Consider the following 25,201-nt stretch of genomic DNA (forward strand, 5'->3'; position numbering starts at 1 on the left):
CAGGAAACCACGATTTTTATGTAAAGTTCGACCGGTAGTGAGTGCCGCAGACGCGAGCGCCCGGCAGGCAAACATAGGGAATCGAAACTGCAAGGCGTACATAATTCCGAACCGAGGATAATTCCTTCCAGTCGTAAACGGCCGGATGTCGCGCTCAATGAGGTTGTTGTCGACAGGTGCGCGGCCGTCATCGACGTAGCGGATCAAATACTTCCACTGGCTCAGCGCATAGCCGATCGCCTTGCCGATCAGCGATTTCGGCAGCACCTCCGCCTGGTTCTTGACGAGCCAGGCGTAAAAGGCGTCCAGCACCGGACGGCTGTGCTCCTGCCGCAGCCGATACGTGTACTGCGCAAGTGCTTCTCCCTCGGGCGGTTTGCCGCGCGCCTTTTTTTCGATCTGGTACAGCTTGCCGATGAATTCAAGCGCCTGTTTGGCGCGCCCGGTCGGCTGCTTCTGCGCCTTGAGGGCTTCATCAAACCGCCGTCTTGCATGCGCCATACAGCCGAGGTGCGTGATCCCTTCCAGCATGCGCCAGGCGGCATAGCCGTCGGTCATGATGGCGCCATTCAATACCTGCACCGGCGTTTCATCGCCATGGATCATGTCCTGGCTACGCAACATCAGCCGCAAGGCATCGAACAGGCGTGAGAGCAGATCGCTTGACCGGATCACCCAGTGCGCCATCGTGGCACGGCCGATCTCGATGTCGCTGCGCGAGAGCACCGCCTCCATCCGATACAGTGGAATGCCATCGGCGTATTTGGCGGTCAGGACGGTCGCCACCGTGCTGACGCTGGCGATACTGCCGGGGATCGGCTGCACCGGCATCGGGCTGGTGACGATCTTGCAGGAAGTCGCGTGCTGCTCGCAATGGCGGCAGCCGTATTTGAAGCGCACATGCTGCAATACCTGGACCTTGGCCGGCACGATATGCAATTGCTCGGTGACATCTTCGCCGATGCGGTGCAGTGCGCCATGGCAGCAGGAACAGGTCTTGTCGGCATCGGCCAGGTCATGCTCGACGCGCACGCGTGTCAAGTGCGCCGGCAGCTTCCTGCGGCCGCGCTTTTTACCCGGCGCCGCTGTCTCGTCCGCCTGGTCGTTCGTGTCCTGTTCGCCGCCTGTGTCGGGCGACGCGTGCGCCGCCAACTCGGCTTCGTTGAACAGGCAGCCTTGCGCACCGTACTTCTCGCTCGACGGCGCAAACCGTTTCAGTTGCGCCAGCCGGAATTGTTCTTCCAGAAGGTCGATGCGCTGCTGCAGTTGCGCAATGTGCTCGGCATCGCGCGCAGCCCGCGTCTGCAGCGCACGGATGGTGTCGCGCAGTTCGGCAGGAAGGGTTTGCAGGAGGTCGTCGGGCAAATGCATGGCGTTACTGTAGCGCATGCATTGCCGAAATGGGTTTACGTCTTTTGAGAATTTCTTACCGGATGTGGCGTGGCGCCAACGGTTGGTGCGCCACCGCGCTCTGCCATTGCAATCCATCGAGCAGCCAGCGCAGCTGGCGTGCCGTCACCTGCAGGGCCGCCTGGTCATGACCATCCTTGGGCCAGGCGGAAACGACCCTGTTCCAAGCGCCGGTAGTGTAGCCAGAAGCCGTTGGTATCCCATTGCAGAATTTTTAATTTATCTCTGTCGCGCCCGCAAAAGACAAACCAGTGCGGTCCCACCGGCTCGACGCCCAGCGTCTCCGCCGCCAGCAGCGCGAGCGAGTTGATCGACTTGCGCATGTCAGTGAGCCCGGGCGCCAGATACACGCTGCCTTGCGGTGCGCTCCACATCAACACACCGCTGCCAGGATCGACGGCAGCCAGTTAACGTGTTCGGCATTCGACAGCCGCAGCACATAGCCGCCGGGCGTCTGCAATTCCAGCACCGACTCCTGCGACATGCCGGCTAGCGGCACGGCGATCAGCGGTGCGGTTGGTGTGGGTAGCGCCAACCGTTTGCGCCAGGCATAAAAACTCCATACCGATACGCCTTCCTGTTTGCACCAGACGCCAATGTTCAATCCCGATACCTGCTGTGCCAGCAGCCGCTCACGCCATACCGCGCTACGCTCTTGCGCCTTCTCCATCCGACTTCTCCTCTTCGAAAAAGTCCGATTCTCGGCCGATCGATTCAGCAACGGAAGGTGGGTAGGAAAGAGCGCTTACTATCAATCCGCACCAAAAGCACGATTGCCCCGTCTTGGCCTGCCGCCTACGCGCCACCCGGCTGATCGCCAGCCCGACAACGGTGGTGCGCGAAGTCAACGTACCGGCCTTCGAAAAACTGATGATCAAACTGATGAATCAGCCAACGCCGCCGGCGCCTAAGCAATAATTGCACGCGAGGCCTGATGCTGATGACAGCATCGTTCAGCACCAGGGCCGCACTTCTGTGCACTTGTTGCAAGCTTTTATTGCGCAGTCTTGTCCGATGGATATTGCAAGGAATCGCGCAGCAGATACCCCATCGGCATGTTCATATTGCTGCCTTTCGGACCATTCGGCTGGGTGAACCAGTAGCTATAGATCTTTTGCATTTCACCATCGCTGATCAGACGCACCATCTCGCGATCCACCAATTTCTTGAACGCCGGATCGTCTTTGCGAAACATCAGCGAATACGGTTCGATCGACAAGGGATCACCGAGGATCGTATAGGCTGCAGGATTCTTGGCGGTTGAGCGCAAGCTGTATAGCAGCACGTCGTCCATCGCATAGGCATCTGCCCTGCCTTGCTCGACGAAGGCAAACGATTCGGTATCATCCTTGGCTTCCAGCACCTTGATATTGAGTGAACGCACGTTACTGCGATCGTTGACCAGGTCTATGGTGGTGGTGCTCTTGGTGATCGCGATGGTCTTGCTGCGCAAATCCGACCAGTTCTTGATGCCGCCGCCGCTCTTGACGATCATGCGTACGCTGGAAAAGAAATACGGCACGGTAAAGCCGACGCGGGTCCGGCGTTCGGCGTTATTCGTGGTTGAGCCGCATTCTACGTCGGCCTTGCCGTCGATGATGCTGGAAAAGCGGGTATTCGAATCGACCGGCAGATACTGTATTTTCAGATTCGGCAACTTCAGTTCGCGCCTGACCGCTCCGGCGATTTTCAGACACATGTCAATTGAATAACCGACGATCTGCTTGTTGTTATTGGTGAAGGAAAAGGGCGCTGTTTCCCGATAGGCAAACGTCATGGTCTGGCTATCGCGAATCTTGCCGAGAGTGTCGCCCGCGCTTGCGGCCACCGGCGCCAGGATACAAAACAAAGTCAAACCGTGCTTGATCACACCACGCATAACGAAAACTCCAATGAGTCGCTGCCGGCCACCGCCGATGTGATGGCGGGCGACCGGGAAATAAGTTAAGGAGCAAATTTCCCGACGATATCACGTCACTCAATTCGACCAATTCTGCGATAGGCAGTCAGCTTCAAGATGCCAGAGCCGAGCTGCCAGAGTCGGCTCGACGCATGCTGCGTTGATTTTGCGACCGAACTCGAAAAAAATCGGCAGTCCGCCAAGCAAAGCGAGGAACGCATCGCCGGCGCTGAAGCCCCGGCAGGTTTGCCGTTACTTTGCAAACACCTGATTCATGGATCCAAAGCCTTTGAATTCAAGTGCATTGCCAGACGGGTCAAGAAAAAACATCGTCGACTGTTCTCCTGGCTCGCCCTGGAAACGCGTGTGCGGTTCGACCACGAACGAGATTGCCGCGTTCTCCAGGCGTTTTGCCAATGCGTTCCATGAAACCTGGTCGAGAATAATCCCGAAATGCGGTATCGGGACACTGTCGCCGTCGACCAGTCCGCCGTCTTTAGCGACCTTCAAATCGGCTTTCAGATGCATCGAAAGCTGGTGTCCCATACAGTCGAAATCAACCCAATGATCGGTGCTGCGACCTTCTGAGAAGCCTAGCAGCTTGCCGTAAAACTCTCTTGTTTCATCCAGATCGCGGACAAAAAAGGCCAAATGAAAGGGGTGCATAGATTGCATGGTGGTTCTCCGTTACGATTACAGGTTCAGGTAATAAGATCCCAGATGCTGCAACAGCATGATGGCAAACGCCACATCAGGAATCCGGCAGGCCGCTTACAACAAGGAAAGAAGCATTTTTGTTCCCACGGCGATCAGCAATAGCGCGAACATTTTTTTCAGTCTGCTGACCGGCAGCGCATGTGCCAGCCTGGCGCCTATAGGTGCGGTCATCATACTCACCAGTGCAATCCCCAGCAACGCCGGCAAATAAATAAAGCCAATGCTCAGGCGCGGCAAGGCGGCGTTGCCGAAACCACTCGCGATAAAGCCGATCGATCCCGCCAGCGCAATCGGAAATCCAATGGCGGCAGACGTCCCGATCACCCTACGCAGCGGGACATTACAATTGGTCATGAACGGCACGAGCAACGTACCACCGCCAATGCCGACAAAGCTGGAAAAAACACCAATGACGCCACCGGACATCAGCATGCCTGAAGATTGCGGCAACGCACGGCTAGGCTTTGGCTTGATATTGAACAGCATTTGCGCCGCAACGAAATACACAAACCCGATGAAAATCATCTTTAGTATTTCACTCGATAGTTTTGACGCCAGCCAGGCCCCCAACAACGTGCCGATCAAAATGCCGGGTGTGATCCTCTTCACGATCGCCCAGTCGACGGCGCCGTGCGCGTGATGCGAGCGCAAGCTCGACAACGACGTAAACAAGATCGACGCCATCGATGTCCCTAGTGCCAGGTGTTGCACGTAATCCGGCGCCATTCCTTGCATCGAAAACAGAAAGATCAGCGCCGGAACTATCACGATCCCGCCTCCGATACCGAGCAAACCGGCAAGAATTCCAGTGCCTGCGCCAAGCGCTATATAAGAAAAAAATTCGATCATATTAAATAGTTATCCATGAATAATGTGTCAACCTGCCTCCCCCCAATACCTCAAAGCAGCAGAACATGCGACTAAAGCAGCTGGCAGACCTGATCGAAGGCCAGTCGCGGGCTGCGCGGGAATAGTTTGGCCACATCGCCATAGCCGAGATTGCACAGGAAATTGACCTTGACGAGGCCGTCAGGAAAAAACTCCTGGTTCAACCTGTCCGCGTCGAAGCCGGACATCGGTCCGCAATCCAGCCCCAGGCTACGTGCAGCCAGCATAAAATACGCGCCTTGCAAACTGCTGTTACGGAAAGCGGTGGTTTCAGCCAACTCCGGTTTGCCGGCAAACATCTCGCGCATCACCGGGTTATGGGGAAAAAGCTGGGGCAACAGGTCGTAAAAGCGCGTGTCATAGCCAAGTACCGCTACCACCGGCGCACTCATTGCTTTTTCAAGATTGCCGGGATTCAGCGCTGGTTGCAGGCGTTGCCTGGCCTCGCTGGTACGCAAAAACACAATGCGCAGCGGCGAGCAGTTGGCACTGGTCGGCCCCATCTTCATCAGTTCGTAGATGCGTAGAAGCTGGGCATCTTCCACCGGCTGTGGCAGCCAGCCATTCTGGCTGCGAGCCTGACGAAACAGCAAATCGAGCATCTTCTCGTGGGAATTCTCGTGTGGATTATTTTGCATATTTTTATGATAAGAAATGATCAACCTTGGCCGGGAGCAGCGAGCGGGTGATAGGCGATCGCAGTCAGCTCCACCACCATGTCAGGATGCGGCAACTGATGCACTGCGACCGTAGTCCTGGTCGGGCCCTGGTAGTCGAAATATTGGCCATACACTGCGTTGTACCCGTCGAAATCCTGCATGTTGACAAGGTAGCTGGTGATGGCAACACAAGCACTCAGGTCGGCACCCGCACCCTGCAATGCGTCGCGGATTTTCTCAATCACGATGCGCGTTTGCAGCTGTATGTCATGGCCCCCATCAGGGCCTGCACCTGAGCCGGCGATCGAACCATCCGCCAGTCGGGCACTCATCCCGGAAAGAAACAGGTAATCGCCGGCACGTTTGACATACGGATATTTGCCCAACGGCTTGGCCTGATTATTCGTCGTCTGGTTATTTGTTATTTTCTGCGAGATCATCACCCTCCCCCTCAATCGCACAGCCCGGTCATCGTAAAGCCGATCGCATCCAGCTCTGCCAGCAACTGGCTCTTTTGTTGCGCAACCAATGGCGTCAGCGGCGGCCGTACCGTGTCCCATGTCTGGTTGTCTGCATAGTGCGCGGTGGCAAACTTGAGCGCGGCAATCATCGGATATTTTTGAAATACCTGGCGTACTGCATCGACCTGAGCCTGCAGCGCTGCTGCCTGCGGTGTTCTCCAGCTGGCCAACAAGCGACCGATCGCGGCCGGCTGAATGTTCGCGGTCGCAGAAATACAACCGGCTGCACCTAACGGCAATGCGCGCGACAACAGTGATTCGGACGCAGGAAAGATGGTAAAACCAGGAAAGGCCTTGAGCATAAATTCAAGATTGTCCCAGTCACCGGAACTGTCCTTGATTCCCACCACTATTTCGGGGAAATGCTTGATCAGACGCTCAATTAACGGCAGGCGGATCGGTACTCCGCTGAATGCGGGGATATGGTACAGATACAGACGCAAATCCGGCGACGCGACGCGCTCGATGACCTCGGCGTAGTATGCAAACAGGCCATCATCGCTGACGTTCTTGTAGAAAAATGGCGGCAGCATCAATACCCCGGCGCAGCCGCTGTTGACAGCATGGCGGGTCAGCGCCACGGTATCCGGCAGCGCGCAGGCGCCGGTTCCCGGCAACATCCGGGCGGGATCCAGTCCATGTTCCAGAAGTTTGTCCAACAACTGGATTTTTTCGCCAAGCGACAAGGAATTGGCTTCACTGTTGGTGCCAAAAATCGCCAACCCTGCGCCCTGCTCCATCAACCAGCCGGCGTGTTTTACAAATAACGATAAATCTGGACTCAGATCAGCCTTGAATGGCGTAATTACGGGCGCAAAAACCCCTGACAATGCATTTGTCATTTTCTTATTCCTCGTATTTAATTGACTTTAAAGTTAAGTCGTAAAGATGGATTAGTGACTTAGCGAACTAGCGCCCTGCGATAGCGCTGGTAGTGGCGATAAAATCCCGTATCTGCCGTCCGAGAACGGCCTCACCGGTATTGAAATGCGCGACGATAGAAGTGTGGTTATGCTTCATCAACTGCACAAATCTGGGCGCGTATCCTTTTACCCGGCTAACCCGCGCGAAGAACTCGGCGGCGTAGACATCGAGATACGGATTCTCATACTCGGCGATGGCGATCATCAAGGGGACGTCGACATTTTCTGCATGGTTGAGCGGCGACACCTTTTCGTGGACCGCCGCATCGGCACCCCAATACGCCTTGACGCCGGCGGCATTCGGGTTATCCGGCAACATGTCGGCGCGCAACCTGGCGCTGATCAATACCAATCCTGAAATGGCTGGCCCCTGCACCGGACGAACGCGCGGGTCAGCGACATAGCTGGCAGCATGTGCGCCGCCTGCAGAATGACCGATCAGGATGATGTGATCAGGATTGCCGCCGTATTGCGCGGCATGCGCCCTGACCCAGTCGACTGCGGCGGCAATGTCTTGCGATCCTCCGGGAAATGACGCTTCCGGCGCCAGCCGGTATTCGACATTGATACCTAGCATTCCGTTATTGGCAAAGTATTGCAATACGTTGCCGTAAATCTCCTGGTTCGAATTCATGTCGCCGCGCACGAACGCGCCGCCATGCACGAACATCACCACTGGCACGCCATCCGCCTGACCAGGTTTCAGCGCGGGTTGAAACACATCCAGTCGTTGCCGTGGATGGATCCCGTAAGGCTGATCCCGAAACACGGCAACACCGTCGTTGCGACGGGCAGCCAGCACCGGCGTATAGATATCCAGCACCGCCTTGCGGTAACGGCTGATATCGCTGCTCCAGAGCGGCCCCATATCCAGCAGGGCCTGCCGTGCCGCGGGGGACAGGCCGGCGAACAGATTCTCTGCCATCAATAGACCCCCATGATCTTGCTGATCTCGGCGATGTATTGACCGTAGCGCGGATTGCCCTTGATGTTCTCCGGCAGGCGCGGGCGCGGCAAATCGATCTTGATGTCGTGCGTGATACGCCCCGGACGCGCTGACATTACCAGCACGCGGTCTGACAGGAAAACTGCCTCCTGAATACTGTGCGTCACCAGCAATACTGTCTGCATGCGTTCCTGCCAGATGCGCAGCAATTCAACATTCAGCAAGTCGCGGGTAAGCGCATCCAGCGCGCCGAACGGTTCATCCATCAACAGGATGGTCGGATCAAGTGCCAGGATCTGGCCAATCGACGCCCGTTGCCGCATGCCGCCCGACAGCTCGTGCGGATGGTTGTTCTCGAAACCGGACAAACCAAGCATCTTGATCAGATCGCGTATCTTCGGCGCCATCTGCGCCTCCGGCAGCTTGCGCAACCGCGCGCCCAACGCGATGTTCTTTTCCACTGTCAGCCAGGGCAGCATGTTACTGGTCTGGAACACGACGCCGATTTCAGCTCTCGGCGCCGTTACCGGCAGCCCGTTCACCAGCAATTCGCCGCTGTTGTACGGTACCAGGCCGGCCACGATACGCAACAACGTACTTTTCCCGCAGCCACTGGGGCCGAGGATGGAGACAAACTCACGCTCCTTGATCGCCAGGGAAATTTCCTCCAGCGCGTTCACCGAATGCTTGCCCGGAAATCGTTTCAGCAGATTGTTGACGACAATCGCATCCTTCGCTGGCGCATTTAGTGGATGGTGCATGGAGGTTGTCGCTGCTGCTGTTTCTGCAGCCATTACTGCGGTCAATCCGGATGTAGATTCCATTTTCTTCAGATTCATGATTTGTCCCACGATCACACCACCTTTCCACGCCACCAGACCAGACGCGAGGCGACTTCCACCATCCAGTACAAAAAGGTAGCCAACACGGTAATCACCAGAATCGCCGCGAACATCAAATCTGTTTTTGCATTCGCGGTAGCCAGTGTCATCAAATGTCCAAGGCCGCTTTCGGCGCCGATAAATTCGCCGACAATCGCACCGATGACGGCCAACGGCATCGAGATCTTTATGCCGTCAATGAAACTCGGCAAGGCGGCCGGCACGTGCAAGCGCCAGAAGGTGTCCCAGCGGGATGCCCCGAGCGCCCGGAAGTGTTCATCCAGATTGGCGGCAACCCCTGACAGGCCGCCAAGCGTGGCGATGACGACGGGAAAAAATGCGAACATGAAAGTTGCAGCTACCTTGGACGCAAAGCCATAGCCAAACCAGACGATCATCAACGGCGCCAGCGCAATCTTTGGCATGCTCTGCAAGGCCGTGATGAACGGATACAAAGTGCGCTTGGTGAAAGCGCTAAAGTGAATCGCCACGCCAAGCAGGACGCCACCGATGACTGCAGAAAAAAACCCGACCAACACCTCGACCAAGGTCACCCAGGCATCGCTGAGCACCATCTCGCGCGCATTCCAGCCGGCGAGTACTACGGCGCTCAGCGGTGGCAGCAGATAGCGGCGAATACCCAGCGCCGCCACGCCATATTCCCAGATCAACGCCAGCACACCCCAGAAAATTATTGTCTCTATCCAACGCCTCATGTCTGCTCCGCTCAGTTCTTCTTGTTGGTTTTGGCATCGATCATCGCTTGCGGCGGCGGCACCACAAAGTGCTTGAAGCGGTACTGATCGAATGACTCGATATTTCGCTCCCATATTTTGGGCTGGTAATCCGACTCCGGCGTGATCTGGGTCATTTCGCAATACACCTCGACGTTGTTGCCGTCAGGGTCTTTGAATACCAGAAACAAATTCTCACCGGGGCCGTGCTTACCGATGCCGCGCACGATTTCGACGCCGTGCTGCTTCAGAACTTCGGCAGTTCTTTCCATTTCCGCCCGGTCTTCAACAAGATACGAGAAATGCTCCATTCCTGGTCGGTTGTAGCGTGGCAGATCGTTGATATCCGGGGAATCCTTGGGTATCTGCGACAACGCCAGATCGTGATGATCACTGCCGGCGCGCAGGAATACCATCTGATCGCTAATCCAGTCGGATACCTGCAAACCCATTATTTCGGTATAGAACTTCACCGAAGCATGGATATCGCGCACAGCCAGCACCAGATGTCCCAAACGTTTTGGCCTTAACTTTTCCATGACAAATCTCCTGATCGAAATTCAAACGGCTTATTCAACAAATTGGTTGGTGTAGATATCCGCAGGCTTGATTGCGCTATCCAGCTGGAATGCCTTCCTGACGAAATCAACGGTGGATTGCATGCGATCTGCGCGCATCCAGCCCAGCTTTTTATTGCTGGCGTCCGGATCCTCGATGATCAGGTTGGTTTCGCTGATTTGCTGTTGCAAAATATTCTTGTCGAGCAGCCGTTGCTGCGCGCCGATCGCTTCCGCTGCTTCTTTCGGATTGCTGCGTTGATACTCAAAGCCGCGATAAGTCGCCCTGACAAAACGTTTCACCAGGTCTGGATTGGTAGCAATCAATTTTTCGGTGGTGACAATGCCGTTACCGTACAGATTCAGGTTTGCATCGCGATAGGGGAACGCCCCCAGCTTCTTGCCGTCCTGCTTCAGGAGAGATTCAAGGACCGGCTTGTTGGCCCCTTCCCAGCACTCCGCCAGATCGATCCGGCCTTCCAGAAACGAGGTATTAATGACAGATGGATCGAGACGCAATACCTTGATGTAGTCCGCCGGCAGTTTATTTGCCTGCAGCCACGCCGGAACAATGTTCTGCAGCGGCGACGCCGCCCCCCCACCCAGCACCATTCCTTTCATGTCGGCCAGTTTCTGAATCTTGCGACCTGGCTTGTCGATATAGCACAGTTCTGCCGGCCAGCGTGTATTGATGGTGCCGACCATGATGGTTTTACCGCCCTGCGAACGATTCAGCATGATGCTGATCGGATCACCGTAACCAAAGTCGAACAGCCCCTGATCAATCTCATTGACCGTGCGCTGGCCACCATAACCGCGCATGGCGGTTACCTCCATTCCGGCTTCCGCATAAAAACCTTTGGCAATCGCCACCAGAATGCCGCCGGTACTGCCTTGCGGCAGCCATGCCAGGTTGAACTTGACCTTGTCCAGCGCCAAAGCGGGTGTGCTGCATACTGCCGTTAGTGCAATTGACGCTAGTATTTTTTTGACTATTCCTATGCTGTCCATGCCTGTCTCCTCCAGTTATTGCTACATCCTTCTATTTTTTATAAGCATGTTTTTGCTCGTATTATTCTCTACGTATTATTCTTTATTTCTCGGATGAAACGACGCGATTATGAATACTGCCGATATGCTCGATCGTCGCCGTCATCTGATCTCCTGGCTTCAGATATATGCCGCGTCCCATACCGACACCGGTGGGAGTGCCGGTAGCCAGCAGATCGCCCGGCAACAGGGTCAGAATTCCTGAGAGGTAAGCTATCTGTTCGGCAATATTGAAGATCATCCCTTCAGCTGTATCGTTTTGCATCATTTCGCCGTTCACCGACAACTGCATCCGCAGCCGCTGCGGATGCAGGATACACTCGCGCGGTACAACCCAAGGCCCCATTGGACCGAAAGTGTCAAAGCTCTTGCCCCGGAACCAGTCGTGCTTGAACGGATAATCGCTGCGCCGATTCAGATCGCGCGCGCTAATGTCGTTGAATACGGTATAGCCGGCTATATAGTTGTAGGCATCCTCCACCGAGACATCTTTGCATCTGCGCCCGATCACAACGCCAAGCTCGACTTCCCAGTCCAGCTTCTCCGTGCCCTTCGGCATGACCACGTCGGTACCGGTCGCAGTGACACTTGTTTCTGCCTTCATGAAGCAGTATGGCGAACTCTCGGAACGGGGCGCCAGTTCGGTGCCCATTTCCGCGGCGTGCTCGTAATAGTTGGAGGCGGTGGCGAAAATCCGCCCCGGCACAAAAGGCAGGCATAGCCGGTAGCTGTTCTCAGGCAAAGCACTAACGCTTCCCTGTGCGATCAATGACGGCGCCAGTTCGGCCAGGGTTTTCAGGCTGCCGGCATTGCGGTCCCAATCGCGGATCGCGTCATCCACATTGGCCGCAACGCCGATACCGGCCCCGCTTGCAGCGACCAGTTGTGCCAGATCGTAAAGCTCGTCTCCCAAGACGAGTGCCGGACGCTGGTCTGCGCCATTCTCATAGGTTGCGATTGCGTACCAAGCCAAAATTGTCTCCTCTCATTGCGCTGTTTATTGAATTGTTTATTGATTTGCTTATTGATTTGCTTATTGATTTGCTTCATGTTCTTTAAAAAAACAATATGTGTACATTAAATCTTATATGTATACATTGCAAGGCAAATGTGCAAAAATTTTCTATCGCGTTTTTTGTTCTTCACTTTTCTTTGCAGGCACCATCAAACCATGTCCTCAAAACCCGCTCTCTTGATCCTTATTCCCGTCGCCGACAAATTCGTGGCGCAGCTCGCTGCCGGCTATGCGGTGCAATATCTGCCCGGCGATCCTGACCAGGCATTGCGCGACTGCACCTCGCCGGCACAAATTCGCGCGGTGTTAACCAATGGCTCCACCGGCCTGAGCGCTGCACAAATGATGCGTCTGCCCGCCCTCGGCCTGGTCTGCTCCTATGGCGCCGGCTATGAGAATATCGACGTCATTGCCGCCAAGGCACACGGCATCAGCGTCACGCATGCGCCGGGTGTCAATAACGCCACCGTCGCCGATCATGCGCTGGCGCTGATGCTGGGCATATCGCGTGGCCTGGCCGTGTTGGATCGGGGCGTCAAAGCCGGCCAGTGGCAGAACATTCGCGGTGAACGTCCTGCCATCAACGGCAAGCGGCTTGGCTTGCTCGGGTTAGGAAACATCGGCGAGCAGATCGCCCGACGGGCGGTTGCATTCGATATGGATATTGGCTATCACACCCGGCAAGTCCGTGCAGGCCTGCCCTATCGCTACCACGCCACGCTGACAGAACTGGCAGAGCAAAGCGACTATCTGATATTGGCCTGTCCAGGCGGTGCGGCTACCCGGCACCTGGTGAATCAGGATGTGTTGAGTAAGCTGGGGAGTCAGGGATTTCTGATCAATATCGCGCGCGGCAGCGTAGTCGATACCTCGGCGTTGATCGATGCGTTGCAAAAAGGCGTCATTGCCGGCGCCGCTCTAGATGTACTTGAAGACGAACCAATCGTGCCGGAGCAACTACGGCGCCTGGACAATCTGATCCTGACACCGCATATCTCCGGACGCTCACCTGAAGCGCAATTGGCGCAACATAATATGCTGATGGCCAATCTGCACAACTACTTTTGCGGGCAGCCGCTGCAACATGCCCTGCCCGCTACAGCAAGCTGATGCCAGGCAGCGGTAGCAAGCAAATCGCTACATCAAATGCCGCTGCGATCAGCTTTGAGGTCCGGGTGGCGGAAAGCCGGACCTTCATCGCTGGCTGCGCCATTCTTGGAAGCGCCGCCCCAGCCGTGATCGGTCAGGTCGCAAATGACGCCATCCAGGTCCTTGTATTTGACTTCGTAAAAAATATTCCCTTTGACCGGGACTTCACCCATGTAGTACTGACCGCCGGCTTTCTCGACATCTTTCCGTGCAGCGACAATGTCATCCACCCACACACCAATGTGATGGAGACCGACGAAGTCCTTGCCTCGCTCACCAGCGGCTTCATCGGTCTTGTAATTGAGCAAGGCCAGCGACATGATGCCATCGCTCAGATACACGCCACGCGCGAGTGACGAGTCGGTCTCGCCAACCTTGATAAAGCCGAACGCTTCCTGATAAAACGCGGCGGTTTTCCATGGATCTGAGACGGAAATGGCAATGTGGCGCAATTTGTTACTCATGATGAAGCACTCCTCGGACAGGTTAAAAGATAGTGACGAAGAATGATTCTACTGAATCGACAATTATATGTATACGTTAAATTTTATAAGAATTCATTAAAATTCTTAAAGATTTATTTAAGAAGTCCTGTATTGTGATTTCATGTATAACACTCCCGATGTAAAATACCAGCGGTATCAGGCATACAGAGCATTTTTACCATACCAACAATTACACAGGGCAAGAGGCAAGACTGATGGAAACCATTTCGCTAAAAATCTATCGCACACTCAGTGATGAAATCATCAGCGGCATGCTCGCTCCTGGACAGAGCCTCGAAGAAATCGCGCTGGCCGAACGCTTCAAGGTGTCGCGCACGCCAATCCGTCAGGCGTTGCGCGAACTGGCTGCACGCGACCTGATCGAATTGCGGCCACGTAAAGGCGGCATCGTCACCAGTATCGGCGTCGACGAATTGGCCGATATGCTGGAAGCGATGTGCGAGCTGGAAGCGCTGTGCTGCCGGATTTCCGCCGAACGCATGAGCGCTGTCCAGAAAAAGCAGCTCGAGCTGATCCATGTGCAAAGCCAGGAATGTGTCGCCAATGGCGATGACGAAGGTTATTTACTGCTTAACAAGAAATTCCATCACCTGATCTGTGCCGGTGCGCATAACAAGAGCCTGGCCGACACCATAGAGAACCTGCGTGACCGGTTGTCCATGTTTCGCGCCGCGCAAACCGGCGTGGACCGGCGATTGACGGTATCGCATGACGAGCACGATGAGATCATCGCCGCCATCCTGGCGTCAGACCCGGAGAAATCCTACCTTGCAATGCGCAATCACACCACGCGCCTGAGTATCCACGTGCTGGACCTGATTAAAGAAAATCAGACCTGAATTTGCTTTAACCCCGCCACAAAGCCCACCTGAATAGCGCCTGGCCGGATTCCACGGTCGGGCGCTGTTCTCGGCTCATCCCACGTTTACGCCAGCGCCCCCTCTCGCAACGCAAACCGCAGTGCCCGCCAGTTTTCGTGGCGTCGGCAGTGCCGGCCCCTCTATTTTCCTGCTGTCCAAAGTCCGTCAGCAGGGATCGAGTTTGTGCCATTTCCCCGCCCAAATAAATTCACAATTATTTATACGTATACTTATAAACTCATATAAATTACTATTTAAAAAAATAAAACGTATGAAGTTACAACGGAGGAGACAAAATGAAATATGCATCAAGAGCCCTGAGCGCGTTGATATTCGGCGTCGGCGCAGCGTCGGCGACAGCACAAACGCTGCCCGGCAATGTCACCATCTACGGCTTTCTAAAGGTAGATGCTGAAAGCGTCCAGGCCGGGGGGGCCAAAGGAGGCATTGCCAGAATCAATCGCTTATCGAACGATTTGTCGGTGCTGGGATTCAAAGGTGTCGAGGATCTGGGCGGCGGCCTGCAAGCCTTCTTTCAGATTGAATCGAATGTGCTGGTGGATACCGGCGGCGGCTCCTTCGCGGACCGCAATGACGCCGTGGGCCTGCGCGGCCCGTTTGGTGAAATTTTTGCCGGCCATTGGGAATCGCCGTATCGCTTTGTCTCGGTATATGCAATCGACCCTTTTACGGCAGGTATCTTCTCTTCCAACTCGATCATGGGAAATGGTTTTGCCGTTGGCGGCAACAACACGGCGCCGGCGTCGTTTGACCGCCGTCAAAATAATCTGCTGCAATACTCAACGCCGTTGATGAAGGGTTTTTCCGCCCGCATCGCCTATAGCGCCAAGGAGGAACGGACAGCAACTACCAACCCAGGACTCTGGGCGGCACTGATGACCTATGAAAACGGTCCGCTGTATCTGGCCTATGGCCATGAACAGCACAGCCAGTATTTCGGCCCCGGCACCACAGATACTGGCGACAAGATTGGTGCGGCCTATTCGATTGGCGCCACCCGGCTCAGGTTCGCCTGGGAACGGTTGCGCTACGAACCCACGGCGCAAACCACCTTAAGCCGCGACGCATGGCAACTGGCGGTAACCCACAACATCGGCCAAGGCCAGCTGCGCGCGTCTATCGTCAAGGCAGGCAGGTCAAAAGGAAATGCGATCAGCGGCATCGGTGGCATTGGCAAGCCAGGGACAGAATCCGGCGCGCATCAGGTATCCCTCGGCTACGGCTACTACCTTTCGAAACGGACAGAACTATGGGGTGCCTACACCAAGATCAGCAACGAAAAAAACGCCAGCTACAACTTGCCCGCAAATGCGATTCCGGGCCTGGCGCAAGGCCAAAGTCCTTCCGGCTTCGGAGTTGGTATTACGCATAAATTCTGAGCCCCCCCTTTTTTTAGAGATGGAAAACAAATATCAGGAAAACAAACTAAAAAAGCCCAGCTCTTACGAGATAGGCTCGGGTCACAGGTTCGTCCGTGAGCGGCCAAAGCGGGTCGAAAGACCTGCTCATGAGATCCTTCAGGTCCAAAACATCGCACCAATCGCGTCGCCAATCCTGTACTCCGGAATTCAGCAGCAAGGCCTTCTGCGAAAACGGCGCCTTCTTCAGCGCATGCGTTCTCACGGCCACGGAAACGCCGTTCTTACGCAAGCACAGATCATTTGTACGTGCCGCGCAAATGTATGCAGGTATGTCCAATAAGAATACCTGATAGCCAATTTTTCATTATAAAACGGCTTAACATTTCAATAAAATTGAATACTTCAATACACTGCAACAATTGTGTATGTGAATAGGCAAGTTGCAACCTGATCTTGCTATCCCTGTCACCGCATATATCAATAGAGGAAACCATGCTTCGGAATCGAAATCTCAGATCAGTCCTGGCGACAGGTTCGGCGTTATCGGCTATCTTGATGACGGGGTGCGCCAATGTGGCCCCGGCGCAGGCCGCATTGGCCAAGGATGCGGCCGCATCCGCCGTTCAAGCGACGCCACGCGCGCCCGATGTTCAGGACCCGCATCTTGCCGCCTGGCTGCGCTTGACGCCTGAACGCCGGCCTGCGCCTCTCGTCCCGGGTATCGACTACGGGATGGATACGACGACCGGTCACTTTGTCTGGCCGAAAGCGACGCCGGAAGTGCATAACGGGCAACGCTTCCCCGGCGAGATGAAGAACTGGGATAAGACCACCTTTACCAAGAATGTGGAGGTGCTGGCCTTCTATCCGGGCGTCGGCTCGCCGTTCCATGCCTGGAACAATATCGCCGACTTCGACGGGCATCGTTACCTGTACATTCACGACCGCGATTATTTGCGGATCATGGACGTGACCGATCCTGCCCACGGCAAGATCGTCTTTTCCAAAGGGGGCGTTTGGGGGCCGAAAGGATCGAGTGAAAAATTCGATCCTAACAACGTCCACGACTATCTCGGGGGCGCCACCATTGCCTGGAGCAAGAAACTGGGCAAGCCGGTAATCGTCGCCTCGTTCGAAATTGGTCGCTATGGCCTGATGACCGAGAAGATCGAGCAGCCGGACAAGGTTGCGGCGCAACGTCACTACAATTCGCTCAAAGGGTTCAAGGTCTTCGTGATGGATGGTCCGCTGCCCAGCCAGTGGCGACTGCTGGCGACCCGTACCACCGACTATAAGCATCCCGATGCACCGATCGGGCAGCAGCAGGGTTCCGGATCGCTGGATGCGCCGGAATACTACGGCGGCAAGTACATGATCCTGTCGGCCGCGCCGGACGACACCTACGGCTTGACGGAATATCCGAACTATTTGTATTCGCCGGGCTATCAGGTTTGGGACATGTCCGATCCGGCGAATCCGACCTTTGTTTCCCAGATTTCGGTACCGGGGCAGATTCTCGGCAACGCGGCCCACGAACAGGCCTATCTGCAGAACCCGCGCGCCGGCAACCGCACCTCGTGGATGGGCTCGCGTATTCCGATCTTCTTGCCGAAGCCGTTGGAAAACGGCGGCAAGATCGGCTTCGGTGCGATGGGTGGCCTTGGCCTCTGGTCCTTCGATCTGTCCGACCCGAAGCATCCGAAGGTGATGGGTAACGTCAATACGCCGCCCAGCTACGCCGGCACCGAATACGACAACGCCGACGTCAGCCAGTACGCGCGCACCGGCTTTGTCCTGACCAGCGGCTACCCGATGAACCGCGATTGCTATGAGCCGTACAAGGACATTTTTGTCGTTGATGCGCGCGATCCGTCGCACATGAAGGTGGCAACCAAGCTGCCGAAGCCCACGCCACCGGAGGGCGCACCGTACACGAGCTTCTGCCAGCGCGGCGGCAACTTCGGTCCGAAGCGTTCGAACGCAATCGGCCAACCCGGCGGCTGGCGTCAGGGCATCATTCCGTATTCGTTCTATAACGCCGGCGTGCAGATCTTCGACTTCAAGAATCCGGAGAAGCCGACCATTGCCGGCTATTTCGTGCCGGCACTGGCAGACGAGACGGAGCTGCCGAGTTACACCCTCGGCAAGGGCGTGCTTGCGATGTACACCGAGTACGACCGCAACATCATGTGGGCCTTTACGGAAAACGGCGCTTACGCCTTGGCATCTCCCCTGCTGGGCAAGCCGGTCATGGGCGCGCCCGCCAAACCTTGGCCGCTGCGTTAAGGCGTCCGTCGATCCCGTCTGAGTGCTCCCTCCTTTTTTTAGAGCGTTAGAACTATCCACCCGATCCCTACGTAGCGGCCATCGTTGCGTAGGGATTTTCATTGTGCACCCGGCATGGGCGCACTATTGTGAGTGCAAGTCCCACCGTAAGTTGATCACAGCGAACGAAGCGAAGCGCAACTGCATGAGAGTGGCGTACCCGCTTATCCTGTAGTGGTCTAATTTGCCCGGACACCTCGATAGGTGGACACTCCGCCATCCGAGGAGATTTGCATGAGAAGGCAACGCCGCAATTTCGACCCCAGCTTTAAGCTTGGCGCCGTCAAAATGATCAAAGAACATCCTCGACAAGAGGAAGTCGACCAAGAATAACGCCGAGTTCTTCGACATGATGCGATGTGGCGGCTGATCAATATCGGCATCAGCCTCGACCGTTTCGGTTGAAATCCACCTCAATCGAAAACAAAAAAGTCTGCTTTGCGCAAGCACGTCAGACTTTTTTGCACGCCGCGAAGTTAGCGCAGTACACTTGGCGCAATATTGCATGGCTTCAGTTACGCATGATTCATGCGATAACAGCCTGTTATTAATCACATTAAAATAAAGTCGCCGAAGCATTTCAATGCTTCAGACAGGAGATGAATTTGTCGGATATACCGGAAAGGCGCGCGAACGTGCCGTTGGTCGACGCCATGATGCGCCGCTTGAAACTGAAGCCGCTGCTGATTTTTGAACGTGTGCTGGAGTCGTCTTCCATCGCCCGCGCCGCGCGTGAACTGAACCTGACACAACCGGCCGTCACCAAGGCGATCCAGGAACTCGAAGCAGATCTTGATGTGCCGCTGTTCGAACGCACCAATCGCGGCGTGGTGCCGACTTGTTACGGCAGCCTGCTAGGCGCGCGCGTCAAGACCGTGATCGCCGAACTAGGGGTCGCCTCAGAAATCGGAAAATAAAGCACGCTAAGCCGTAACCGTGCTCCTATTGAAGCTACAGCTGGAACGAGCTGCATGGTGCGCGCCGAGGCCACTTTTCTGACATAATAATCGAATTTCGATAACGAAATTCGATTATTATGGATCATTCTGTTGCAAATCAAGAAGGCGAACGCATGATCAATACCCCCTCCGATGACAGCAGACCATGGTCGGTCTTTCTTATTTTTCTGCGCCTTGGACTGACTTCCTTCGGCGGCCCTATCGCGCACTTGGGCTACTTCCGCGCCGAATTCGTTACACGGCGGCGCTGGCTCTCTGAACGGAGCTATGCGGACTTGGTTGCGCTTTGTCAATTCCTGCCAGGGCCAGCAAGCAGCCAGGTCGGCATAGCATTAGGACTGTCTCGGGCTGGATACAGCGGGGCGCTGGCTGCTTGGGCTGGCTTCACGCTGCCGTCTGCCATAGCCTTGATCCTTTTTGCGCTCGGCATCTCCAGCTATGGCGATTACGTCTCGCAGGGCGCGTTGCATGGCTTAAAAGTGGTGGCTGTTGCCGTGGTCGCTCAAGCGGTATGGGGCATGGCGCGCAACCTATGCACGGATGGGCTGCGAGTCACCATCATGGCAATTGCTACTTGTGTCGTCTTACTTGTGCCGTCCGCATGGGGGCAGGTCGGCGTGATTGCTATCGCAGGCATCTCAGGTCGGTTATTGTTCAAGCCAGCGCAAATTATTGAACACGACCCACTACCTGTCACGGTCAGTCATCGGGCGGGCGTGCTCTGGCTCTCACTGTTCTTTGTCTTGCTAATTGGTCTGCCGGTGTTGGCCAAACTAATGCCAAGTCAAACCATGGCAATGGTGGATTCCTTCTATCGTGTCGGGTCACTGGTGTTCGGCGGCGGTCACGTTGTGCTGCCATTACTGCAAGCCGAAGTGGTGCCCTCCGGCTGGGTCAGCAATGAATCCTTCCTAGCCGGGTACGGTGCAGCTCAAGCGGTGCCCGGCCCCTTGTTCACGTTCGCCGCGTTCCTTGGTGCCTCGATGAACACCGCCCCGTCGGGCTGGATCGGCGGCATTGTGTGCCTGCTGGCTATCTTCGCGCCCTCGTTCTTGCTGGTCGTCGGGGCAATGCCATTTTGGGAGCGTCTGCGCCGTAATACGGGCACCCAAGCCGCGCTGGCGGGTATCAATGCCGCTGTAGTCGGCTTGCTGCTGGCCGCGCTCTATCACCCTGTATGGACTAGCGCCATCTTTCAGCCGCAAGACTTCGGCTTGGGATTGGTCGCCCTTGTCGCACTGATGTTCTGGAAGCTCCCGCCGTGGCTGGTTGTCGTCGGTAGCGGTGCAGCTGGGTGGCTGTTGAGTGTCGCGCTGTGAGGCACGAAAAATGACTGACAAAGACCTCTACGGCGGTTTGATCCGCCTGCACATCCTTCACCATGCAGCCGAGGAACCCGTCTTCGGTCTGGGAATCATCGAAGAACTGCGACGCCACGGCTACGAGCTGAGTGCCGGTACGGTGTACCCGATGCTGCATGGGTTGGAAAAAAAAGGTTATCTGAGGTCGCACCACGAACGCACCGGACGGCGGGAACGGCGCATCTATGAAATTACTGAGCAAGGCCAGGTTGCGCTGGTCGAGGCCCGTACAAAGGTTAAGGAACTGTTCGGCGAGTTGATCGAAGGAGGTTGACTTTTTGTTTCGATGTCAGCTTGAGCTATACCCTATCCTGATGTCAGGACAGGTCACATCGAAGCGTCAGAATAGAGCTAATTTTTGTATTTCTTGACACCTGCAGCGAAAGGTCATAGATTTCTTCCTGACACTTTCGTGTTTGGAGGCATCATGCAGAGTCAACGCATCGGCTATGTCCGGGTCAGCAGCTTCGACCAGAACCCGGAACGGCAACTGGAGCATGTCGAAGTCGGCAGGGTATTCACCGACAAGGCATCGGGCAAGGACACCCAGCGGCCTGAACTCGATTCGCTGCTGGCCTTCGTGCGCGAAGGCGACACCGTGGTGGTTCACAGCATGGATCGGCTGGCGCGCAACCTCGATGATTTGCGCCGCCTTGTGCAAAAGCTGACCAAACGCGGCGTGCGCATCGAGTTCGTCAAGGAGAGTCTGACCTTCACCGGCGAGGATTCGCCGATGGCGAACCTGATGCTGTCGGTGATGGGAGCGTTCGCCGAATTCGAGCGGGCCTTGATCCGCGAGCGGCAGCGGGAAGGCATCGCGCTCGCCAAGCAGCGCGGAGCCTACCAGGGCCGTAAGAAAGCACTGTCGCCCGAACAGGTCGCCGAACTGCGGCAGCGTGCCGCAGCCGGCGAACAGAAAGCGAAGCTGGCACGTGAATTCGGTGTCAGCCGGGAGACCCTGTATCAATACTTGAGATTGGATCAATAGCTATGCCTCGTCGTTCCATACTGTCCGCTGCCGAGCGGGAAAGCCTGCTGGCGTTGCCGGACACCAAGGACGACTTGATTCGACATTACACGTTCAGCGATACTGACCTTGCCATCATCCGGCAGCGGCGCGGGCCTGCCAACCGGCTGGGCTTCGCCGTGCAGCTTTGCTACCTGCGCTTTCCCGGCATCATCCTTGGCGTCGATCAGCCGCCGTTTCCGCCCTTACTGAAACTGGTCGCCAACCAACTCAAGGTCGGCATCGAAAGCTGGGACGAGTATGGGCAGCGAGAGCAGACCCGGCGTGAGCACCTGGTCGAGCTGCAAACCGCGTTCGGCTTCCAGCCCTTCACGATGAGCCACTACCGGCAGGCTGTGCATACGCTGACCGAGCTAGCCATGCAGACCGACAAGGGCATCGTGCTGGCCGATGCCTTGATCGAACATCTGCGGCGACAGTCCATCATTCTGCCCGCGCTCAATGCCATCGAGCGCGCCAGCTCCGAGGCGATCACCCGCGCCAACCGGCGAATCTACGAAGCCGTGTCCGAGCCGTTGTCGAACGGGCACCGGCATGGCCTCGACGATCTTCTAAAACGCCGCGACAACAGCAAGACGACTTGGCTGGCCTGGCTGCGGCAGTCGCCCGCTAAGCCCAATTCTCGGCACATGCTCGAACACATCGAGCGTCTCAAAGCCTGGCAGGCGCTCGACCTGCCGCCCGGCATCGAGCGGCTGGTTCACCAGAATCGGTTGCTCAAGATCGCCCGCGAGGGCGGCCAGATGACGCCTGCCGACCTGGCTAAGTTCGAGCCGCAACGGCGCTACGCCACCCTGGTGGCGCTGGCTATCGAAGGCACGGCCACCGTCACCGACGAAATCATCGACCTGCACGACCGCATCCTCGGGAAGCTGTTCAACGCCGCCAAAAACAAGCATCAGCTGCAGTTCCAGGCCTCCGGTAAAGCCATCAACGCCAAGGTGCGCCTGTACGGCCGCATCGGCCAGGCGCTGATCGACGCCAAGCAATCGGGCCGCGACCCGTTCGCCGCCATCGAGGCCGTCATGTCCTGGGACGCATTCGCCGAAAGCGTCATCGAGGCGCAAAAGCTCGCGCAGCCCGATGACTTCGATTTTCTGCACCGTATCGGTGAGAGCTACGCCACCTTGCGCCGCTACGCGCCGGAATTTTTGGATGTGCTCAAGCTGCGGGCAGCGCCCGCCGCCAAGGACGTGCTCGATGCCATCGAGGTGCTGCGCGGCATGAACACCGACAACGCCCGCAAGGTGCCCGCTGATGCCCCGACCGATTTCATCAAGCCGCGCTGGCAGAAGTTGGTGATGACCGACGCCGGCATCGACCGGCGCTACTACGAGCTGTGCGCACTGTCGGAACTCAAGAACTCGCTGCGCTCGGGCGACATCTGGGTGCAGGGATCACGCCAGTTCAAGGACTTCGAGGACTACCTGGTGCCGCCCGCGAAGTTCGCCAGCCTCAAGCAGTCCAGCGAATTGCCGCTGGCCGTGGCCACCGACTGCGACCAGTACCTACACGACCGGCTAACGCTGCTGGAGGCGCAACTTGCCACGGTCAACCGCATGGCAGCGGCGAACGACCTGCCGGATGCGATCATCACAGAGTCGGGCCTGAAGATCACGCCGCTGGATGCGGCGGTACCCGACACCGCGCAGGCACTGATCGACCAGACAGCCATGATCCTGCCACACGTCAAGATCACCGAACTGCTGCTCGAAGTCGATGAGTGGACGGACTTCACCCGCCATTTCACACACCTGAAATCGGGCGACCTGGCCAAGGATAAAAATCTGCTGCTAACCACCATCCTGGCCGACGCGATCAACCTGGGCCTGACCAAGATGGCCGAGTCCTGCCCCGGCACGACCTACGCCAAGCTCGCCTGGTTGCAAGCCTGGCATACCCGCGACGAAACCTATTCGACAGCACTGGCTGAATTGGTGAACGCCCAATTCCGGCATCCCTTCGCCGAACACTGGGGCGACGGCACCACGTCATCGTCGGACGGCCAGAACTTCCGAACCGGGAGCAAGGCCGAAAGTACTGGCCACATCAACCCGAAATATGGCAGCAGCCCTGGGCGAACTTTCTACACCCATATCTCCGACCAGTACGCGCCGTTTCACACCAAGGTGGTCAATGTCGGCGTGCGCGACTCGACCTACGTACTCGACGGTCTGCTGTACCACGAGTCCGACCTGCGTATCGAGGAGCACTACACCGACACGGCGGGCTTCACCGATCATGTCTTCGGCCTGATGCACCTGCTGGGCTTCCGCTTCGCACCGCGCATCCGCGACCTGGGTGATACCAAACTGTTCATCCCCAAGGGCGAAGCCAGTTACGACGCGCTCAAACCGATGATTAGCAGCGACAAACTGAACATCAAGGCGATTCGTGCCCACTGGGACGAAATCCTGCGGCTGGCCACCTCAATCAAGCAGGGCACGGTGACAGCCTCGCTGATGCTCAGGAAGCTCGGCAGCTACCCGCGCCAAAACGGCCTAGCCGTGGCCCTGCGCGAGCTGGGCCGCATCGAGCGCACGCTGTTTATCCTCGACTGGCTGCAAAGCGTAGAACTGCGTCGCCGTGTCCACGCCGGACTCAATAAGGGCGAAGCGCGCAATGCGCTGGCCCGCGCCGTGTTTTTCAACCGGCTTGGCGAAATCCGCGACCGCAGCTTCGAGCAGCAGCGCTACCGGGCCAGCGGCCTCAACCTGGTGACAGCGGCTGTCGTGCTGTGGAACACGGTCTACCTGGAGCGGGCAGCTCATGCGCTGCGTGGCAACGGTCATGCCGTCGATGATGCGCTGTTGCAGTACCTGTCGCCGCTCGGCTGGGAACACATCAACCTGACCGGCGATTACCTCTGGCGCAGCAGCGCCAAGATCGGCGCGGGCAAGTTCAGACCGCTACGACCGTTGCAACCGGCTTAGCGTGCTTTATTTTCCGTTTTCTGAGGCGACCCCAACTACGCTACCTGACCGATGAGCTGAATGCCTTCCGCTCCGGCGATACCGGCCATGTCATCGTCGGCACCCTGATCTCGGCATCGGCGCGCTTGCTGCCGCAAACCATCACCAAACTCAAGCAGCAACGGCCCGGCGTCCTGATCACCGTGCGCGAAGGGCCAACCGACAGTTATTGAAAACTGCGGCCACATGATTCCCTTAGAGCGTCCTGCTGAACTTGCAAATGTTGTCAGCGGGTGGCTTGAGAAACTTGAGTTCTACTAATGCAGCCTCTGAGAATTATCTGGTATGAATGTACCCAGCATCAGGACGGCTGCATAAGTTCAAGCTGGCAGAACCGGCGCGTGTCAAGATAGTTGTCGCCTGACTTATGCAGCCAATCGATCTATAGAAAGGTTGGCCAATTCAGCTGCGACGACTGAATCCCGTTCTGGATTGAGCGTGACGGCTTGAATCGGTTTC

General features: G+C 56.6%; 26 protein-coding genes and 1 pseudogene. 11 read left to right on the forward strand and 16 right to left on the reverse strand.

The features are described from left to right. From KHU29_RS21075 to tnpA, 3 genes are all read right to left on the reverse strand, one after another. On the reverse strand, positions 1 to 1,350 hold a 1,350-nt coding region (locus KHU29_RS21075; protein WP_425514502.1), incomplete at its 3' end, for an IS66 family transposase. Positions 1,351 to 1,535: 185 nt separating this feature from the next. Next, positions 1,536 to 1,784 carry an IS66 family insertion sequence element accessory protein TnpB gene (gene tnpB, locus KHU29_RS21080; protein WP_246542406.1) on the reverse strand — a complete coding sequence of 83 codons (249 nt, stop codon included), beginning with the start codon at positions 1,782 to 1,784 and terminating at the stop codon, positions 1,536 to 1,538. Next, a complete protein-coding gene (gene tnpA / locus KHU29_RS21085; RefSeq protein WP_211455297.1) occupies positions 1,784 to 2,080 on the reverse strand; it encodes an IS66 family insertion sequence element accessory protein TnpA in 297 nt (98 codons plus the stop codon). The genes tnpB and tnpA overlap by 1 nt, the downstream gene beginning before the upstream one ends. Before the next feature lie 113 nt (positions 2,081 to 2,193). Between tnpA and KHU29_RS22405 the strand changes: the two genes are divergently transcribed. Next, entirely contained in the window at positions 2,194 to 2,328 is a 135-nt protein-coding gene (locus KHU29_RS22405; protein ID WP_281416159.1) for a hypothetical protein, read from the forward strand. 76 nt (positions 2,329 to 2,404) lie between these two features. On the opposite strand, the gene KHU29_RS21090 is transcribed toward KHU29_RS22405, so the two are convergent. The 12 genes from KHU29_RS21090 to KHU29_RS21145 form a co-directional block, all read right to left on the reverse strand. Further along, on the reverse strand, positions 2,405 to 3,289 hold the full coding sequence (locus KHU29_RS21090) for an amino acid ABC transporter substrate-binding protein (protein ID WP_246542404.1): 885 nt from the start codon (positions 3,287 to 3,289) through the stop codon (positions 2,405 to 2,407). Between the two features lie 273 nt (positions 3,290 to 3,562). Continuing rightward, on the reverse strand, positions 3,563 to 3,985 hold the full coding sequence (locus tag KHU29_RS21095) for a VOC family protein (RefSeq protein ID WP_211455298.1): 423 nt from the start codon (positions 3,983 to 3,985) through the stop codon (positions 3,563 to 3,565). A 96-nt stretch (positions 3,986 to 4,081) separates the two neighbouring features. Then, on the reverse strand, positions 4,082 to 4,876 hold the full coding sequence (locus KHU29_RS21100; protein WP_211455299.1) for a sulfite exporter TauE/SafE family protein: 795 nt from the start codon (positions 4,874 to 4,876) through the stop codon (positions 4,082 to 4,084). 71 nt (positions 4,877 to 4,947) lie between these two features. Next, positions 4,948 to 5,553 (reverse strand): malonic semialdehyde reductase, encoded by a 606-nt coding sequence (locus KHU29_RS21105; protein ID WP_211455300.1) that lies wholly within the window; start codon positions 5,551 to 5,553, stop codon positions 4,948 to 4,950. Positions 5,554 to 5,573: 20 nt separating this feature from the next. After that, positions 5,574 to 6,014 (reverse strand): RidA family protein, encoded by a 441-nt coding sequence (locus KHU29_RS21110; RefSeq protein WP_211455301.1) that lies wholly within the window; start codon positions 6,012 to 6,014, stop codon positions 5,574 to 5,576. 11 nt (positions 6,015 to 6,025) lie between these two features. After that, the gene (locus tag KHU29_RS21115) at positions 6,026 to 6,937 is read right to left on the reverse strand and encodes a dihydrodipicolinate synthase family protein (protein ID WP_211455302.1); all 912 of its coding nucleotides are present in this window, start codon (positions 6,935 to 6,937) and stop codon (positions 6,026 to 6,028) included. A gap of 67 nt (positions 6,938 to 7,004) precedes the next feature. After that, positions 7,005 to 7,943: an alpha/beta hydrolase gene (locus tag KHU29_RS21120; protein ID WP_211455303.1), complete on the reverse strand. Its 939-nt coding sequence runs from the start codon at positions 7,941 to 7,943 to the stop codon at positions 7,005 to 7,007. After that, on the reverse strand, positions 7,943 to 8,725 hold the full coding sequence (locus tag KHU29_RS21125; protein WP_425514503.1) for an ABC transporter ATP-binding protein: 783 nt from the start codon (positions 8,723 to 8,725) through the stop codon (positions 7,943 to 7,945). Before KHU29_RS21125 ends, KHU29_RS21120 begins: the two co-directional genes overlap by 1 nt. Positions 8,726 to 8,817: 92 nt before the next feature. Then, positions 8,818 to 9,561, reverse strand: coding sequence for an ABC transporter permease (locus KHU29_RS21130; protein ID WP_211455305.1), 744 nt, complete (start codon positions 9,559 to 9,561; stop codon positions 8,818 to 8,820). Positions 9,562 to 9,572: 11 nt separating this feature from the next. After that, the gene (locus KHU29_RS21135; protein WP_211455306.1) at positions 9,573 to 10,118 is read right to left on the reverse strand and encodes a VOC family protein; all 546 of its coding nucleotides are present in this window, start codon (positions 10,116 to 10,118) and stop codon (positions 9,573 to 9,575) included. A 30-nt stretch (positions 10,119 to 10,148) separates the two neighbouring features. After that, positions 10,149 to 11,147 carry an ABC transporter substrate-binding protein gene (locus KHU29_RS21140; protein ID WP_211455307.1) on the reverse strand — a complete coding sequence of 333 codons (999 nt, stop codon included), beginning with the start codon at positions 11,145 to 11,147 and terminating at the stop codon, positions 10,149 to 10,151. 82 nt (positions 11,148 to 11,229) lie between these two features. Further along, positions 11,230 to 12,159: a fumarylacetoacetate hydrolase family protein gene (locus KHU29_RS21145; RefSeq protein ID WP_211455308.1), complete on the reverse strand. Its 930-nt coding sequence runs from the start codon at positions 12,157 to 12,159 to the stop codon at positions 11,230 to 11,232. Positions 12,160 to 12,357: 198 nt separating this feature from the next. Between KHU29_RS21145 and KHU29_RS21150 the strand changes: the two genes are divergently transcribed. Further along, positions 12,358 to 13,311 (forward strand): 2-hydroxyacid dehydrogenase, encoded by a 954-nt coding sequence (locus tag KHU29_RS21150; protein ID WP_211455309.1) that lies wholly within the window; start codon positions 12,358 to 12,360, stop codon positions 13,309 to 13,311. 32 nt (positions 13,312 to 13,343) lie between these two features. Here KHU29_RS21150 and KHU29_RS21155 read toward each other — a convergent pair whose 3' ends face one another. Next, on the reverse strand, positions 13,344 to 13,814 hold the full coding sequence (locus tag KHU29_RS21155; RefSeq protein WP_211455310.1) for a VOC family protein: 471 nt from the start codon (positions 13,812 to 13,814) through the stop codon (positions 13,344 to 13,346). A gap of 236 nt (positions 13,815 to 14,050) precedes the next feature. Here KHU29_RS21155 and KHU29_RS21160 point away from each other — a divergent pair, with 236 nt between their 5' ends. The 9 genes and pseudogenes from KHU29_RS21160 to KHU29_RS22585 form a co-directional block, all read left to right on the forward strand. Continuing rightward, the gene (locus KHU29_RS21160) at positions 14,051 to 14,695 is read left to right on the forward strand and encodes a GntR family transcriptional regulator (RefSeq protein ID WP_211455311.1); all 645 of its coding nucleotides are present in this window, start codon (positions 14,051 to 14,053) and stop codon (positions 14,693 to 14,695) included. A gap of 317 nt (positions 14,696 to 15,012) precedes the next feature. Further along, positions 15,013 to 16,116 (forward strand): porin, encoded by a 1,104-nt coding sequence (locus tag KHU29_RS21165; protein ID WP_211455312.1) that lies wholly within the window; start codon positions 15,013 to 15,015, stop codon positions 16,114 to 16,116. 474 nt (positions 16,117 to 16,590) lie between these two features. Next, the gene (locus KHU29_RS21170; RefSeq protein WP_211455313.1) at positions 16,591 to 18,384 is read left to right on the forward strand and encodes an LVIVD repeat-containing protein; all 1,794 of its coding nucleotides are present in this window, start codon (positions 16,591 to 16,593) and stop codon (positions 18,382 to 18,384) included. Positions 18,385 to 19,028: 644 nt separating this feature from the next. Next, a complete protein-coding gene (locus tag KHU29_RS21175; RefSeq protein ID WP_343216088.1) occupies positions 19,029 to 19,340 on the forward strand; it encodes a helix-turn-helix domain-containing protein in 312 nt (103 codons plus the stop codon). Between the two features lie 155 nt (positions 19,341 to 19,495). After that, positions 19,496 to 20,701, forward strand: a complete 1,206-nt coding sequence (chrA, locus tag KHU29_RS21180; protein ID WP_211455314.1) for a chromate efflux transporter — start codon at positions 19,496 to 19,498, stop codon at positions 20,699 to 20,701. A gap of 10 nt (positions 20,702 to 20,711) precedes the next feature. After that, positions 20,712 to 21,017, forward strand: a complete 306-nt coding sequence (locus tag KHU29_RS21185; RefSeq protein ID WP_211455315.1) for a PadR family transcriptional regulator — start codon at positions 20,712 to 20,714, stop codon at positions 21,015 to 21,017. A gap of 153 nt (positions 21,018 to 21,170) precedes the next feature. Continuing rightward, complete coding sequence (locus KHU29_RS21190) at positions 21,171 to 21,731, forward strand: recombinase family protein (RefSeq protein ID WP_211455316.1); 561 nt, start codon at positions 21,171 to 21,173, stop codon at positions 21,729 to 21,731. Between the two features lie 2 nt (positions 21,732 to 21,733). Beyond that, entirely contained in the window at positions 21,734 to 24,703 is a 2,970-nt protein-coding gene (locus tag KHU29_RS21195; RefSeq protein ID WP_211455317.1) for a Tn3 family transposase, read from the forward strand. A gap of 32 nt (positions 24,704 to 24,735) precedes the next feature. Continuing rightward, positions 24,736 to 24,903: pseudogene (locus tag KHU29_RS22585) on the forward strand (LysR family transcriptional regulator); the annotation flags it as partial. Positions 24,904 to 25,201: the final 298 nt, after the last annotated feature.

The sequence above is a fragment of the Collimonas antrihumi genome, assembly GCF_018304965.1.
Taxonomy (GTDB): domain Bacteria; phylum Pseudomonadota; class Gammaproteobacteria; order Burkholderiales; family Burkholderiaceae_D; genus Collimonas; species Collimonas antrihumi.

Coding starts and splice junctions, on each gene's coding strand:
- tnpB (WP_246542406.1), bottom strand. CDS start 1,784: ATGTGGAGCGCACCGCAAGGCAGCGTGTATCTGGCGCCCGGGCTCACT.
- tnpA (WP_211455297.1), bottom strand. CDS start 2,080: ATGGAGAAGGCGCAAGAGCGTAGCGCGGTATGGCGTGAGCGGCTGCTG.
- KHU29_RS21090 (WP_246542404.1), bottom strand. CDS start 3,289: ATGCGTGGTGTGATCAAGCACGGTTTGACTTTGTTTTGTATCCTGGCG.
- KHU29_RS21095 (WP_211455298.1), bottom strand. CDS start 3,985: ATGCAATCTATGCACCCCTTTCATTTGGCCTTTTTTGTCCGCGATCTG.
- KHU29_RS21100 (WP_211455299.1), bottom strand. CDS start 4,876: ATGATCGAATTTTTTTCTTATATAGCGCTTGGCGCAGGCACTGGAATT.
- KHU29_RS21105 (WP_211455300.1), bottom strand. CDS start 5,553: ATGCAAAATAATCCACACGAGAATTCCCACGAGAAGATGCTCGATTTG.
- KHU29_RS21110 (WP_211455301.1), bottom strand. CDS start 6,014: ATGATCTCGCAGAAAATAACAAATAACCAGACGACGAATAATCAGGCC.
- KHU29_RS21115 (WP_211455302.1), bottom strand. CDS start 6,937: ATGACAAATGCATTGTCAGGGGTTTTTGCGCCCGTAATTACGCCATTC.
- KHU29_RS21120 (WP_211455303.1), bottom strand. CDS start 7,943: ATGGCAGAGAATCTGTTCGCCGGCCTGTCCCCCGCGGCACGGCAGGCC.
- KHU29_RS21125 (WP_425514503.1), bottom strand. CDS start 8,725: ATGCACCATCCACTAAATGCGCCAGCGAAGGATGCGATTGTCGTCAAC.
- KHU29_RS21130 (WP_211455305.1), bottom strand. CDS start 9,561: ATGAGGCGTTGGATAGAGACAATAATTTTCTGGGGTGTGCTGGCGTTG.
- KHU29_RS21135 (WP_211455306.1), bottom strand. CDS start 10,118: ATGGAAAAGTTAAGGCCAAAACGTTTGGGACATCTGGTGCTGGCTGTG.
- KHU29_RS21140 (WP_211455307.1), bottom strand. CDS start 11,147: ATGGACAGCATAGGAATAGTCAAAAAAATACTAGCGTCAATTGCACTA.
- KHU29_RS21150 (WP_211455309.1), top strand. CDS start 12,358: ATGTCCTCAAAACCCGCTCTCTTGATCCTTATTCCCGTCGCCGACAAA.
- KHU29_RS21155 (WP_211455310.1), bottom strand. CDS start 13,814: ATGAGTAACAAATTGCGCCACATTGCCATTTCCGTCTCAGATCCATGG.
- KHU29_RS21160 (WP_211455311.1), top strand. CDS start 14,051: ATGGAAACCATTTCGCTAAAAATCTATCGCACACTCAGTGATGAAATC.
- KHU29_RS21165 (WP_211455312.1), top strand. CDS start 15,013: ATGAAATATGCATCAAGAGCCCTGAGCGCGTTGATATTCGGCGTCGGC.
- KHU29_RS21170 (WP_211455313.1), top strand. CDS start 16,591: ATGCTTCGGAATCGAAATCTCAGATCAGTCCTGGCGACAGGTTCGGCG.
- chrA (WP_211455314.1), top strand. CDS start 19,496: ATGATCAATACCCCCTCCGATGACAGCAGACCATGGTCGGTCTTTCTT.
- KHU29_RS21185 (WP_211455315.1), top strand. CDS start 20,712: ATGACTGACAAAGACCTCTACGGCGGTTTGATCCGCCTGCACATCCTT.
- KHU29_RS21190 (WP_211455316.1), top strand. CDS start 21,171: ATGCAGAGTCAACGCATCGGCTATGTCCGGGTCAGCAGCTTCGACCAG.
- KHU29_RS21195 (WP_211455317.1), top strand. CDS start 21,734: ATGCCTCGTCGTTCCATACTGTCCGCTGCCGAGCGGGAAAGCCTGCTG.